Annotated in this window: 7 protein-coding genes and 1 pseudogene; 2 read left to right on the forward strand and 6 right to left on the reverse strand. The window is 72.8% G+C overall.

Annotation, left to right across the window (positions count from 1 at the left end; translation table 11 throughout):
* Nucleotides 1-18 precede the first annotated feature (18 nt).
* Entirely contained in the window at nt 19-3,300 is a 3,282-nt protein-coding gene (locus ACWGI6_RS16920; RefSeq protein WP_453268224.1) for a tetratricopeptide repeat protein, read from the reverse strand.
* A 147-nt stretch (nt 3,301-3,447) separates the two neighbouring features.
* Here ACWGI6_RS16920 and ACWGI6_RS16925 point away from each other — a divergent pair.
* A pseudogene (locus ACWGI6_RS16925) lies at nt 3,448-3,606 on the forward strand (DUF255 domain-containing protein); the annotation flags it as partial.
* Nucleotides 3,607-4,012: 406 nt separating this feature from the next.
* On the opposite strand, the gene ACWGI6_RS16930 reads toward ACWGI6_RS16925, so the two are convergent.
* Nucleotides 4,013-5,122, reverse strand: a complete 1,110-nt coding sequence (locus ACWGI6_RS16930) for a prephenate dehydrogenase (RefSeq protein ID WP_453268292.1) — start codon at nt 5,120-5,122, stop codon at nt 4,013-4,015.
* Nucleotides 5,123-5,444: 322 nt separating this feature from the next.
* Between ACWGI6_RS16930 and ACWGI6_RS16935 the strand changes: the two genes are divergently transcribed.
* A complete protein-coding gene (locus tag ACWGI6_RS16935; RefSeq protein ID WP_453268225.1) occupies nt 5,445-6,623 on the forward strand; it encodes an Nramp family divalent metal transporter in 1,179 nt (392 codons plus the stop codon).
* A 29-nt stretch (nt 6,624-6,652) separates the two neighbouring features.
* On the opposite strand, the gene panD is transcribed toward ACWGI6_RS16935, so the two are convergent.
* From panD to ACWGI6_RS16955, 4 genes are all read right to left on the reverse strand, one after another.
* The gene (gene panD, locus ACWGI6_RS16940) at nt 6,653-7,024 is read right to left on the reverse strand and encodes an aspartate 1-decarboxylase (RefSeq protein ID WP_453268226.1); all 372 of its coding nucleotides are present in this window, start codon (nt 7,022-7,024) and stop codon (nt 6,653-6,655) included.
* 77 nt (nt 7,025-7,101) lie between these two features.
* Nucleotides 7,102-8,361, reverse strand: a complete 1,260-nt coding sequence (locus tag ACWGI6_RS16945; protein ID WP_453268227.1) for a beta-ketoacyl-[acyl-carrier-protein] synthase family protein — start codon at nt 8,359-8,361, stop codon at nt 7,102-7,104.
* Complete coding sequence (locus tag ACWGI6_RS16950) at nt 8,358-8,576, reverse strand: MbtH family protein (RefSeq protein ID WP_453268228.1); 219 nt, start codon at nt 8,574-8,576, stop codon at nt 8,358-8,360. Before ACWGI6_RS16950 ends, ACWGI6_RS16945 begins: the two co-directional genes overlap by 4 nt.
* Nucleotides 8,576-14,698: an amino acid adenylation domain-containing protein gene (locus ACWGI6_RS16955; RefSeq protein ID WP_453268229.1), complete on the reverse strand. Its 6,123-nt coding sequence runs from the start codon at nt 14,696-14,698 to the stop codon at nt 8,576-8,578. Before ACWGI6_RS16955 ends, ACWGI6_RS16950 begins: the two co-directional genes overlap by 1 nt.
* Nucleotides 14,699-14,778: the final 80 nt, after the last annotated feature.

The raw sequence follows: 14,778 nt of genomic DNA on the forward strand, positions 1-14,778 counted from the left end.
CCCTGCCGTACCGGGGCCTCACTCCGTGACGGTCGGGGCGACCAGCACCCCCATGACCTCGCGCGCATGGCGGTTGGGCACCATGCCGAGCCGCCATGCCTGCCAGCCCGTCTCCGGCTCCACCCCGCGGTCCAGCAGCAGCGCGAACGCCTCCGCGCAGTCCTCCAGCTTGGAATCGCGGGCCGCATGCTTGTCGCGGATCAGCTGCGCCAGCTCCTCCTGGGCGACGGCCGTGCCCACCACGGAACCGCCCGGCGAGGCGAGCGGCAGCAGCGTGCAGCGCAGGAACCGCGCCCAGTCCTCGCCGCGCCGGTCGCCGTAGCCGGCAAAGAGGCGCGCCGCCTCGTCGGCCAGCTCCAGTGCCTGCGCCGACCGGCCGTTGCCGGCGTCGATGATCAGCAGCTCCAGGCAGGACCACGCCTCCCCGTGCGGCACCCCTATCCGCTGGAAGTCCTTACGGGCGTCCTGCAACAGCTGCCGGGCGAAGCCGCTGTTGCGCAGCGAACCGGTCTGCTCCGCCCGCAGATCGCGGGTGACCCGCCCCGAGTGGTGCCGGGCGCAGGCCAGACCATAGCCGTCCTGCATCCGGCTGAACATCGTCCGCGACCGCTCCAGCTGCCGCAGCGCCGCATCGTGTTCGCCGCGCTCCTCCAGCGCCTGGCCCAGGTAGTACATCGTCCAGGCCTCACCGCGCGCGTCCTCGTGCTGATGGTGCAGCGGCAGCGCCTGCCGGAGCCGGTCCACCGCGGGGCCCGGCTCGCCGTCCACCAGCCGGGCGCGCGCCAGCTGCGTCATCGCCCAGGCCTCGCCGCGTTCGTCGTGCGTACGGCCGTAGAGCCCCATCGCCGCATGCAGCGCGCTCTCCGCCGCCGGTACATCGCCCCTGCGCAGATGCACCTGGCCGAGCTGGAAGTGTGCCCATGCCTGGCCGTGGATGCTCTCGCTCTCCTCGTGCAGCTCCAGTGCCTCCCGCAGCATGGCGAGGGCCTCGGCGATCTGCGCGCGGTCCCGCTCCACCGCTGCCAGGGCGTGCAGCGTCCAGGCCCGGTCGCCGTGCATGTCCGCGCCGGACTGCAGCTCCAGCGCCTCACGGAGCTTGGCCGCGGCCTCCACGAGATTGCCCTGCTGCTGGAGCGTGATGCCCAGATCGCGCAGCGCACGGGCGGCGCCCGCCGGATGCTGCGCCTCGAAGTACAGATCGACCACCGAGGACAGCGTGGTCCGTGCCTTGTCCAGCTCGCCGAGCTGCCGCGCCGCCACACCCGTACGCCACTGCACCGAGCGGACCACCAACCCCTGCCCGACGGCCCGGGTCAGCTCGCTCAGCTCGCCCAGACGGTAGAGGTCACCACGCAGCAGGCAGTAGTCGGCCAGCGCGCCCAGCAGATGCGAGACCGCCGCCTGGTCCACGCCCTGGTCGGCGTGGCGCAGCGCGGCCGTGATGAAGCTGGTCTCGTCGTCCAGCCACTGCAGGGCCGCGTCCAGGGAGGTGAAGCCGTGCGACCCGAAGCGGTCGGCGCGGGTGGACGTACGGCCGTCGACCAGCCGGATGACCGAGTCGGCCAGCTCCGCATAGCCGCGGATCAGCCGCTCCTGGGCCGCACCGCGCTCGGCCGGCTCCTCCTCGTCCAGCAGGCGGTCGTGCGCGAAGCGGTGCACCAGGGCGTGCAGACGGTAGCGCCGGCCCCGCACATGCTCGATCAGCCCCGCCCGGGTCAGCGTCGTCAGCTCCCGCTCCGCCTCCGCCTGCTCGACGCCCAGCAGCGCCGCCGAGGCCGCCGCCCCCAGGCTCGCCCGGCCCACCAGCGCCAGCCGGCGCAGCAGCCGGCGGGCGGTCTCCGACTGGTCGGCGTAGCGCAGCCACAGCGCACGCTCCACCGGTGACACCGGGCCGTAGGCCGCCAGGTCCGTGGCCAGTGCGGTGGCGGTGCGCGTGCCGAGCGAGGAGCCCGCCACCCGCAGCGCCAGGGGCAGGCCCGCGCACAGCCCGGAGATCTCGTCGATGGCCTGTGCGTCGTAGGGGCCCGTCTCGTCCGGGGTCTCGTCGCCGGCCGCGGCGGAAGCGCGCAGCAGCTCTTCGGTGCCGGCGGCGTCCAGCGGTCCCACCGGGAGCTGGTGCACCCACGCCGCCAGGTCCTCGGGCAGCTCCAGCGGCGCACGGGAGGTCACCAGCACCAGGCTGTCGGACCGCTCCGGCACCAGGGTGCGCACCTGCTCCGGATCCGCGGCGTCGTCCAGCAGCACCGTCACCGGAAGTCCCGTCAGATGCTGGTGGTAGAGATCGGTGAGCCGCTTGACGTGCTGCTCCTGGGACGGCCGCTCACGGAACAGCAGCTGCTCGCGCGGTGCGCCCAGCCGGTTGAGCAGATGCAGCAGCGCGTCCCGGGTCGGCAACGGCACCTCCCCGGGGGTGTCGCTGCGCAGATCCACCACACACGCGCCACGGAACTGATCGCGCAGCTGATGCGTGGCCCGCACCGCCAGCGCCGTACGCCCCGAGCCCGGCTCGCCGTGGAGTATCACCACCGTCGGCTTGGTCTCCGTGCTCGCACGGGCCGCGTGCACCCACTGCGCGATCTGCGTCAGCTCCGCCCGTCGTCCGGCGAAGGGGCCGTCCGGGCGCGGAAGTTGGGAGAACGAGTGCTCCAGCAGGGAGCGCTGGCGGGCCGCCGCGCTGCGGTCCGCGCCGCGCAACTGCGGTCCGCGGCCGGTCTTCGGGGCGACGGGCTTGGATGTCGTGCCGCCGCCGCGGGCCGCCGCCGTCAGCATCCGGTGCTGGTCCAGGAACGGCCGGATGCCGCGCACCTCCAGCGCCGTGAGCCACTGCAGCCGCAGCTGCTGCGCGCCGCCGGGCCGGCCGCGCATCCCGGCCTCCCGGTGCGCCGCCGGCCAGTGGCCCGCGGTCAGCTTCAGGACCGTGGCCGCCGCGCCCGCCACCAGCACGGCGGCACCCACTCCCAGCGCCGCGCCCGTTTCCGTGCCGTACGCGAGGTCCGTACCGAACGCCGTCACCGCCGCCACGGTCGTCGCCACCGCCGGGGTGCCCAGCTCCTTGCGCGACAGCCGCCGGGACAGCGACGGCTGATCGGCGGCGGCCTCGTCCAGCGCCCGGACATACGCGGTGTACTCCTCGGCGGCGCTGCCCGCCAGCTCGTCCAGCGCCGCCCGCGCCCGGTTGAGCAGCGTGTCCCCGTCGAGCCGGCCGTCCGAGCGCCGCACCTCCTCCTCGACGGCCCTGGTCAACAGCGCTTCCGCTTCCGCCCGGTGGCCGTCGCGCAGTACAGCCATGGAGCCCGGCATGCCCATCCCCCTCCAGCAGTTCCAGCAGTCCCCGGCGGTGATCGTCGCCGTACGCACAGTGTTCCGCGTCCAGGTGAATTCCGGCAGGCCTGTGGATAACTCCCTCCGCTCCCGGCTCCCCGCGCCTCATGGGGAGAGGACGGCCCCATGCCGAACCGCCTGGCTCATGAGACTTCCCCCTATCTGCTCCCACACGCCGACACCCCGGTCGGCTGGTGGCCGTGGTCCACCGACGCGTTCGAGGAAGCGCGGCGGCGCGGTGTGCCGGTACTGCTCAGCGTCGGCCACAGCTCGTGCCACTGGTGCCGGTGACTGCTCCCTGAACAAGGGGCTGGAAGCCATTCAAGTCGCCCGAGTGAAGGGGAAGTTCACCCGGAGGAGGGCGCGATGGCGGGCACGACGGCGTTGTCCCGGGCTGACCTACGTGGTTGCCGGACTCACTGGATACGGCCGGCGGAGTTGAGGCGATCAGGGTGCTGTGCGAGTGCCTCCTGCAGGAGAACTCATCGAGGACGAAGCCACCGATCCCTCGGTGCGGCCGGGCGGACTCGAGCCGGTGACGAACTCAGGGCGGCGGCACCCCAGTCCCCCATCAAGCATGTGAGTTCGCCGCAGGTCGATTGATGGTCCTGAACGAGCTCGCGACCAGTTCTGCGTCCCGTGTACGGCAGCGGAAGCCGTGTGGACGGTTGCGGGTCGGTCGCTGCCCCGGTCAGGGGATGCGGGGGGCGGCGCCCGCCAGTCGTATGCCCCAGCCACGTGCCTGGAGCGCGGCGACGAGAGAGGGTTCCGCTCCCGAGGCCACCGACAGTTCCACCAGTCCGGAGGCGTCGCGCGGGGAATGTTCGATCTTCACGTCCTCCACGTTCACGCCGATGGCGCCGACGTCGGCGAGCAGGCGTGCCAGTTCCCCGGGCTGATCCCCGATGAGCACGGCGACGCTGTCATAGCGCGTCGCGACCGCCCCATGCTTGCCAGGAATGCGGCGGTGCCCGGCGTTTCCCCGGTGTAGTAGATCCGCCAGCCGGGCCGTCCCCGCTGCCCGCCCGGCGCCGTCCGTTGTCGACAGGTCCCGTAGTGCCCGCACCGTCTCGGTCAGGTCGGCCGCCAGGTCGTTCAGTACGGCAGCCACAGCGCCGGCGTTGGCGTCCAAGATGTCCATCCACATCGCGGAGGACGAAGCCGCCGTACGCACCACGTCCCGCAGCCCCTGCCCCGCCAACCGGACCGTGGACGACTCGGCCCCCTCCAGACGGGCGGCCATCAGGCTGGCGACGAGTTGTGGCGTGTGGGAGACGAGGGCCACCGCACGATCGTGTTCCGCAGCGTCCATCAGCACCGGCACGGCACCGCAGAGGGCGACCAACTCCAGCGCCAGATTGAGGGTTTCCGTCCCGGTGCTTGCGGTGGGCGTGAGCACCCAGGGCCGGCCCTGGAAGAGCGCGGCCTGTGCGGCCAGCGGGCCCGAGAGCTCCCGGCCCGCCATCGGATGGCTGCCGATGCAGGAGGACAGGTCGCAGCCGCGCGCCTCCGCGTCCCTCAGCGGCCCGCGCTTGACGCTGGCCACGTCCATGCAGTGCCGGGCCAGGCCCTCCTGCTGGACCTCGGCGAGGACCTGGCCCACCAGGGCGGGCGGTACGGCGACGACGGCCAGGTCCGCCGGCTGTGCGGGCGGGGCGAGCAAACCTGCGCCGAGTGCGGACGCCGTCCGTCCCGAGTCGTCGTCCGCGTCCCGCAGATGCACCTGTACGCCATGGCCGGCCAGGCACAGGGCCACAGAGGTGCCGATCAGACCGGTGCCGACGACAACGGCGCTGCGGATGCGCCCCGCGTACCGATCGGGAGTCGCCTGCGGGGACGGTCTGCGCTCCAGCGTTCCCGATCGCCCCGGGGCCGGTCTCGGTGCACCCGGCGTGTGCATGACCGGCACCTCTGTTGCCGGTTCGAATATTTCTGATCTATGCATGCAAACCCCTCCATATCGTCATGTACGCTCCGCTATCCGGCATGAGGTCAACTCGCCTTGTTCTTACGGCCGTTCGGTCGTCACCCGTCTCCGGAGGGATCCGTTGCACACGTCCGCCCTGGTTCCTGAGTCCCGCCTGCGCCCGCCGCGGCGCGGTCTTCGCCTCCCCCTCAAACTGGTGGGGCCGGCGTTCCTTGCCGCCGTCGCGTACATCGACCCCGGCAACTTCGCCACCGATGTGCAGAGCGGGGCCGACACCGGCTACCAGTTGCTGTGGGTGGTGCTGGCTGCCGGGTGCGCCGCCGTACCGGTGCAGTACCTGTCGGCCAAACTGGGCATCGTCACCGGGAAGAGTCTTCCCGAGTCGTGTCGACGCCGGTTCGGGCCGCGCGTGTCAACGGCGCTGTGGATGCAGGCGGAGATCGTGGCGATGGCGACGGACCTCGCCGAGTTCACCGGCTCGGCCGTCGCCCTCCAACTGCTCTTTCACATCGGACCGTTCGCGTCGGCTCTGGTCACCGCAGGCATCTCCTACCTCCTGCTGGACCTGCACGGCCGCCACCGCAGGTGGCTGGAGCGGCTGCTGACGCTGACGCTCGCCCTGCTGTTGCTGGCATTCGCCTACCTCACCGCTCGCGGCACCTTCGATGTGGGCGCCGCGGCCTCGGGACTGCTGCCGTCGGTGTCGGGCGCGAACGGGGCCTTCCTGGCCGTCGGCATCATCGGTGCGACGCTGATGCCACACGCCATCTATCTGCACTCTGCGTTGGTGACCGACCGGGTCGGCGTCCGCGACCACGAGCGCATCCGCACGGCCCTGCGGGCGGAACGCACGCAGGTGTTCGTTGCGCTCGGCATCGCCAACACCGTGAACGTGCTGATGCTCGCCATGGCCGCCGGGGCGCTGCAGGGCGTCTCGCCCGGCAGTCTCTCGCTCGGACAGACGCACCAGCTGCTCGGCACCCTGCTCGGGGGCGGCTCGGCAACGGTGTTCGCGCTGGCGCTGCTGGCCGCAGGGCTCTCCTCGTCGGGAGTGGGCACGCTGGCGGGGCAGGTGGTGATGTCCGGGTTCGTGGGGCGGCGCGTGCCGGCGGTGCTGCGCCGCACCGTCACGATGGTGCCGGCGCTGGTCGCCGCGGCCGCGGGGTGCGACCCGACCCAGGTGCTGATCGTGAGCCAAGTCGTCCTCGCTTTCGGGATCCTGCCGGCCCTCGTGCCGCTCTTGATGCTCACTTCGGACCGGCGCGTCATGGGTGAGTTCGCCGTCGGCCGGGTGGCGCGGGCCGGGATGTCGATGCTGGCCGGGGCGATAGCCGCCGTGAACCTGCTGCTGGTGGTGCTTCAGGTCGTCCGGTGAGCCACCCGGCACCGCTCCGGCTCCGGCCGTCAGGCGCCCGGGTCGGTGCCGGTCTTCAGCACACTGTTGGATGCGTCGACGAACACCACCCGCGGTTCGAGCGCGGCGGCCTCGCCGTCCTCGACGGAGGCGTACGCGATGATGATGACGATGTCGCCGGGGTGGACCAGGCGAGCCGCGGCGCCGTTGATGCAGACAACGCCCGAGCCGCGCTCCCCTTCGATGACGTACGTCTCGAGCCGGGCGCCGTTGTTGACGTCGACGATGTGCACCAGTTCGCCTGGCAGCAGGTCGGCGTGCTCCATCAGCTCCGGGTCGAGCGTCAGCGAGCCGACGTAGTGGAGTTCCGCCTGGGTGACGGTTGCTCGGTGGATCTTGGACTTCAGCATGGTGCGCCGCATGATGGCCGTACCTCGTTCCTGAGTTCTGTGGTGGGTCGGGGTTGCTGTGGTGGGTGAAGACCGTGGGGCCGTGGGGTTCAGCGGGCGAAGACGAGTGCGGTGTTGTGTCCGCCGAAGCCCGCGGCGTTGCACAGGACGGCGGCCGGACCGGCGGGCAGCTCGACGGGCGTCTCCCGCACGAGGTCCAGGCCGGTGTCCGGGTCCTGCTCCCGGACGTTGATGGTCGGGGGCACGACCGAGTGGGTCAGGGAGAGCACGGCGGCGACTGCCGCCAGCGCGCCGGCGGCACCCAGCAGATGACCGGTCATCGATTTGACGGCGGACACCGGGACGCCACCGGGCCCGAAGACCCCGTTCAGTGCGGCGGCCTCCGCCGCGTCGCCGGCCGGGGTTGAGGTCGCGTGGGCCTGGACGTGCCGCACCGCGCTCGGTGCGAGCCGGGCGTCGGCCAGGGCCCGGCGCATCGCGCGGGCCAGGCCGGTGCCGTCGGGACGCGGACCGGTGGGATGGTGGGCCTCGGACGCCTGACCGGCACCGGCCAGGGTGCAGTACGGCTGCGCGCCGCGGGCACGGGCGTGTTCGGCGCGCTCCAGCACCACGACGGCCGCGCCCTCGCCGATGACGAACCCGTCCCGGGAGCGGTCGAACGGCCGGGAGGCGCCCTGCGGCTCGCCGTTGCGCGCGGACAGGGCGCGCATGGCCGAGAACGCCGCCATCACCAGCGGGTGCACGCCGGCATCGGCACCGCCTGCCAGCACTACGTCCGCCCGGCCCAGCCGGATCAGATCCAGTCCGGCGGCGATCGAGTCGGCGCCGGCCGCGCAGGCGGTGGACGGGGCCGACGCCTGGCCGAGGGCACCCACCTCGATCGCCGCCAGGGCGGACGAGTGGTTGCCCATCAGCATCGGCACGGCGTGCGGGGATACCTTGCGCGGGCCGCGCGTGCGCAGCTCCTCGTGGTTGTGGACGACGGTGTGCGCGCCGCCGATCCCGGTGCCCAGGACGACCGCCACCCGCTCCGGGTCGAGAAGGCCGCAGGCATCGGCCCGGCCGATGAAGCCGGCGTCGGCCCACGCTTCCCGTACCGCGAGCAGCCCGAAGGCGCCGACCCGGTCCACTCGGCGGGCCAGCACCCGTTCGAGCAGCGGCGCGGGCTCGGCCGCCGCCGGGGCGGCGATGCGCACCGGCAGGTCGGCGGCCCACGGCTGGTCCAGGGCCCGGACGGCGCTGTGCCCGGAGAGCAGCCCCTCCCAGGTCTCCTTGACCGTGACCCCGAGCGGGGTGACCGCGCCGAGCCCGGTCACCACGACGGCGTCATCGCCGACGGCGCCCGTCATGCGGACTCCCGCTCCATGGCCGCTATCAGGCTCAGCGGCCTGATGTCGGTCCACTGCGCCTCGATGTGGTCCAGGCACGTCTGCCGGTCGGCCTCATCGTGGACAGTGGTCCAACCCTGGGGAATCTCGGCGAAGGCGGGCCACAGGGAGTGCTGGCCCTCGTCGTTGCGCAGCACCAGGAAGCGGCCGTCCGGGTTTTCGAAGGGGTTCTGCATCAGTGTGTGCCTCTCGTGATGGATCGCGTGGCGTGAGTGGTGGGTGGGACCGCGGCATCGAGGACACACAGGGGTGCCAGCCGCCGCGCGGTGCGTCGTTCGACCACGGTGCGAACGTCCAGATCACGGCCGAACGCGGCGTTGATCCGCGCCGTCAGCTTCAGCGCCGTCAGGGAGTCGGCTCCGTGGTCGAAGAAGTCGTCGTCGGGACCGAGGCGTTCGGCGCCGAGCAGGTACGCGGCATGCGCCGCGAGGGCGTCCTGGGTACGGCGCAGGGCGTCCGGGGCGAGCATCAGGTCGCCGACCGCCGCCGAGGGCGCCGCGGCAACGGTCCGCAGGAGCGTCGGGAGCAGGTGTACGAGGTGCTCGGCGATGGGTTCGGGCACCAGGTCGGGCCGGTGGCCGAAGGACAGGTGCAGGCGCTCTTCGGGCGTCACGGCCAGCTTGACCGGATAGTGGTACGGGTCGTGCCCGTCCATGTCGGTGATCAGCAGCGCGTCCGGTCGCGGATCGCTCGCGACCGGTCCGGCCGCCGCGTAGTTCTCGAACACCAGGCAGGTGTCGAAGAGTTCACCCGTACCGGCCTCGCGCTGGATGTCGCCGAGGGACAGGTGCCGGTGCTCGGCCAGCTCCGTCTGTTCCCGGTGCACGGCACGGAGCAGCTCGCCGAGCGCGGCGCGGGGGTCCAGTCGTATCCGTACCGGCACGGTGTTGATCAGCAGGCCGACCAGGTCCTCGTGTCCGGGGACCTCGGGCGTGCGGATCGACGCGGTGTTGCCGAACACCACGTCGTCGGCGCCGGTGAGGTGGTGCAGGGTCAGCGCCCACGCCACCTGGACCAGCGTGTTCAAGGTGACACCGTGACCGCGTGCCAGGGCGCGGAGCGCCGCGGTGGTGTCCTCGGTGAGTTCTGTGACGCGCTGCTCCGGCAGGGCGCGCACCCGGTCGGTGTCGCCGTCCGGGGCGAGCAGGGCCGGTTCGGCGCCCGACAGCGTCTTGCGCCAGGCGGCCCGCGCCGCGCTCCCGTCCTGGCGCTGCAGCCAGGCGTAGTGCCGGCGGTAGGGGACGGGGTCGGGCAGTCCCCGGGCGTTCGCGCCGTTCCGGTACAGGTGGGCCAGGTCGTGCAGCAGGATCGCGGTCGAGCGGCCGTCGGTCAGGATGTGGTGCTGGGTCAGCACCAGGCTGTGCCGGCGGGCGTCGTGGCGCAGCAGCAGCCAGCGCAGCAGGGGGGCGTGGGCGAGGTCGAACGGGCGTAGGCGCTCATCGAGGACGACCTGCTCCCTTACCGCCGCATCGGTGTCGCGCAAGTCGACGTCCCGCCACGGCACTTCGATCTTGTCGGCGAGGACCTGCACCGGTTCACCGGAGGGCAGCAGGGTGAAGCGGGCGCGCAGCGCCTCGTGCCGCTGCACCAGGGCCAGGCAAGAGGCCCGTAGCCGGGCCGCGTCCAGGTCGCCCGCCAGCTCCAGCTCCGTCTGCACCGTGTGCACATCGGGCGCGCCGTGTTCGTAGTGCGCGTGGAACAGAAGCCCGTGCTGGGCCGGGCTGAGCGGGAGCACGTCCGCGACCGGGCCGTCCGCCTCCAGGCTCTCCAGCTCCTCCTGGGTGAGGTGTACGAGGGGTAGGTCCGACGGGGTCAGGCCGTGTGCCGCGCCCTGGTCGGCGAGGGCGGCGAAGGCGTGCAGGACGGCCGTCCACTCATCGGCCAGGCACCGTACCTGCCGCTCGGGCAGGAGTGCGGGTGCCCAGGTCCAGTTCGCGGTCAGGCGTGGACCGGTGCCGTGGACCTCGGCCACCGCGTTGATCTCCAGCGGGTGGGCCAGCGGCATGCCGGGGTGCACCGGCGGGGCGGCGGACTCGGCGACGGGCCGCCACTCGGTCTCGCCGTCGGCGGTGTACCGGCCGAGGTAGTTGAAGGCGACCTGCGGTCCTGGCAGGGCGCCGAGCACGGTGCGGCCCTGGTCGTTCAGATGGCGCAGCAGGCCGTAGCCGATGCCGTGGTCCGGCGTGTGGCGCAGCTGCTCCTTGACGGTCTTCAGGGCGCGTAGGAGCGAGGCGTCGTCCATGGCGGCGGTACCGGGGGCGAGCAGCACCGGGTGCAGGGTGGTGAGCCAGCCCACGGTGCGGCTGAGGTCCAGGCCGTCGATGTCCTGGCGGCCGTGTCCCTCCAGGTCGAGCAGCAGCCCGTTGCCGCCTGCGCCCTGCCGAGCCGCGGCCACCGCGAGGGCGGTCAGCAGGACATCCTCGGTGCCCATGCGCAAAGCGGCGGGCAGCGTGGTGAGCAGGGCCTCGGTCTGCGTGGCCGGCAGTTCGACCGAGAGGGTGCGCGCGGTGCCGTGCACATCGCGCCCAGGATCCGCGGGACGGTCGGTGAGCTGCGGGCCGGCCTCGGCGAGGGTGCGCCGCCACCGATCGAGGTGCGCCGTGAAGCGGGGGGTGGCCGATGCCTTGGAGAGCGCCAGGCACCAGCGGCGCAGCGAGGTCGGAACCGGCGCCGGCAGGGTGGGTTCCCTGGTGCCGGCGGCCACCCAGGCGGCGTGCAGGTCGGGCAGCAGGACGCGCCACGACACGGCGTCCACGGCCAGGTGATGGATCATCACCAGGAGTCGTCCTGGCTGGTCCCCGGCGTCGTACCACACCACCTGCACCAGGTGTCCGGCCTGCGGGTCGAGGCGTTCGGCGGCGCGGGCGGCATGGTCGGCGATCACGGCGTCCGGTGTCCGGTCGCCGGAGATGTCGACGCGGTGCACGCGGCCCCGTGCGTCGACGGCACCGGTCGGTGGCACCAACAGGTCGAAATTGTCGGTCAGCCGCATGCGCAGCGCGTCGTGCCGGTCGAGGAGTGCCTGCACGGCGGTCACCAGGCGTTGCAGCCCGAGCCGGGCGGGTACGGCGAGCAGCGTGGACTGGTTGAACGGGGCGAGGGGACCCCCGAGTTCGCGCAGCCCTTGCACGATGGGCGGTGCCGGGAATCGGCCGGTGCCCTCGTCGTGCCGGACCGGCTCCTGGCCCTGGGCGGGAGGCCCGCACACCGCGGCCAGCTCCGCCACGGTGCGGTGTTCGAAGATCTGCCGGGGGCTCAGCTTCAGGCCTGCGGACCGGGCCTTGGCGACGAGTTGCAGGGACAGGATGGAGTCGCCGCCGAGTTCGAAGAAGCCGTGGTCCACGGAGTGCAGATCGGTGCGCAGCACCTCGGAGAACAGCCGGCAGAGCAGCCGCTCGGTCTCCGAGCGGGGCGGGCGGCCCGCGGTGGGTTCGTTGCCGGTCGTGGCGGCGACGGCCGGGAGGGCCGCGCGGTCGAGCTTGCCGTTGGGGGTCAGCGGGATCTCGGGCACCGGGACGAAGGCATCCGGGACGAGCGAGGCGGGCAGCTGGGCCGCGGCGTGTTCGCGCAGCGCCTGCGGGCCGGGGTCGCCGTCGAGGACGACGTAGGCGACCAGGCGGTGGGCCTTCGGGCCGTCCTGGGTGTCGACCGCGCAGTGCCGCACCGCGGGGTGACCGCTCAGGACGGCCTCGATTTCGGTGGGTTCCACCCGCTGGCCGCGGACCTTGAGCTGGCCGTCGTTGCGGCCCAGGTAGACGAGCTGTCCGTCGTGGCCCCAGCGGGCGATGTCACCGGTGCGGTACATGCGTCCCCCGGGAGCGCCGAAGGGGTTGGCGACGAACCGCTCCGCGGTCGTGCCGGGGCGGCGCACATAGCCGCGGGCCAGGTTGGGCCCCGCCAGGTACACCTCGCCGGGTGTTCCGGCGGGAACCGGCCGCAGCCACGGGTCGAGCACATGGACCGCGGTGCCCGGGACCGGCCGCCCGACCGGTACGGCGCCTGGGGTGATCGTGTCGTCCGGCCCGATCCGGTACTCCATGCAGCCGACGGTCGCCTCCGTCGGCCCGTACTCGTTGACGGCGGTGGCGTGCGCGTTTCCGTCCCGCCAGGCCCGCAGCGCCTCGCCGGTGAGCTGCTCGCCACCGATGACCAGGTCCTTGGTGGGGGACAGCCAGGTGTGCGTGGTGGCCAGCAGCGGCAGCTGACTGGGAGTCACCTTCGTGAAGGACGGGCGGCCGAGCCCGTCCGGCGCCGGCTCGTCCAGGGCCGCCATATGGACCCGGCCGCCCGCGGTCAGTGTCCCGAAGACGCCGGTGAGGGTGAAGTCGAAGGAGATCGGCGACTGTACGACGGCCGTGTCGCCGAGGCCCGGATACGCGTGGCGGGCGAACTCCAGATAAGCGGCCATGGCCCGGTGCTCGACCTGGACGCCCTTGGGCCGGCCCGTCGAGCCGGAGGTGTAGATGAGGTAGGCGCCGTTGCCCGGGCCGAGCGGGCGGATCCGGTCGGCGTCGGTGAGGTCCGTGTCGGGGTACTGCTCGGCGGCGAGGTCGGCGGGTGACACGGCACCGTGCGGCACGCTGCCCGCGGGCCCGTCCGCGATGATCGCCGCCGGGCGGGCGTCGTCCAGCATGAACGTCACCCGCTCGGTGGGCAGCGCGGCATCGATCGGGAGGTAGGCGGCACCGGCCTTGAGGACCGCCAGCAGTACGACGACGAGCTCCGCCCCGTGCGGCAGCATGACGGCGACGGTGTCCTCGGGCCCGATGCCCCGGGCCACCAGGGCGCGAGCCAGCCGGTTGGCGGCGGCGTTGACCTCCAGGTAGCCGACGGTGCGGTGCCGGTCGGCGAGGGCCAACCGTTCGGGCGTGCGGCGGACCTGCTCCTCGAAGAGAGCGGGAAGGGTGGTGCGGGGGGCGGGGCCGCGGGTGGGGCCGTACGGGTCGGGCAGGGCGCCCGGGCCGGCTCCGCCGAGCAGGTCGACGGCCGCGACCGTGGTGTCCGGCGCGGTGACTACGGCGTCGAGGGCGGCCGTCATCCGGTCCAGCACCTCGCGCGCCTGCCGCTCGGTGAACACCTCACGACGGTGGGTCAGTTCGAGGCGCAGCCGGTCGCCGGGCACGACGACGAGGCTCAGCGGATAGTGCGTGGAACCGCGCGCGCCGTCGCCCGCGGGCTGCTCCGGGTCGTCGGTCAGCGGGGCGATCCGCAGACCGTCCGCCGGCCGGACCGGGGCGGCGCCGGACCCGGGATCGCCGAGGGACAGGAAGGTGTCGAACAGGGTGCTGTGGCCGCTCAGCCGCTGGATCTCGGACAGGCCGATGTGGTGGTGGTCGGCGAGTGCCGACTGCTCGCGCTGGACCCGGTCCAGCAGGGCACGCAACGGTTCGGCCGGGTTCAGCCGGACGCGCACCGGTACGGAGTTGATGAGCAGGCCGACCATGTCCTGGATCCGTGCGGCCGGCGCGGACCGCACCGACACGGTCTGCCCGAAGACGACGTCGGTGCTGCCCGTCACAGAGGTCAGCACCAGTGCCCAGGCCGCCTGGGCGACGGTGTTGAGGGTGAGTCCACGGTCGCGGGCGGTCCGTAGCAGCGCGGCCGTGCGCTCCGGGGCCAGTTCGGTGACGGTCAGGTCGGGCAGGGTGCGGGCAGGGGCGAGGCCGGGGGCGGTCAGGGCCGGTTCCGCCAGCTCGGCGAGTGCTGTCCGCCAGGCCGTCAAGGAGGCCTCGGTGTCCTGCTTGGCCAGCCACGACAGGTATCCGGTGACGGGCACGGGACGCGGCAGGGCACGGTCGCTGCCCGCGGCGTAGAGGGCGAACACATCGCCCAGGACGACGGACAACGACCAGCCGTCCAAAAGTATGTGATGGTGCGTCAGAACCAGCACATGCCGATCAGCGGCCATGCGCAGCAGTGAGAAGCGGATCAGCGGCGGCCTGCCCAGGTCGAAGCCGCGCTGCCGCTCGTCGAGGAGGTGGCGGGCGAGCCGCGGACCGGTCTCCTCCCCGTCGCTCAGGTCGAGTTCGGTGCAGGGGACCGTAACCGTGCGATGCACCAGTTGCACCGTCTGACCGTTCTTACGCTGCAGGAAGGAAGTGCGCAGCGCCGCGTGCCGGTGCACCGCTGCCTGACAGGCCGCGAGCAGCCGGGGTCCGTCGAGGGGGCCGTCCAGGCGCAGTGCCGCCTGACTGACGTACTCGTCCGTTCCGCCCGGGGCCGACTGGGCGTGGAAGAACAGGCCCTCCTGCAGCGGAGCGAGCGGCAGGACCGCTTCCAGTGAGTCATGGGCAGGCACTGCGAGATCTCCAACCATGTGCACGGGCCGAGCGGTTCCCGTCGGCCATGTTGCTGCGGTATGCGAAGTCCAGCCAGGCA

It is taken from the genome of Streptomyces sp. NPDC054786 (assembly GCF_053611685.1).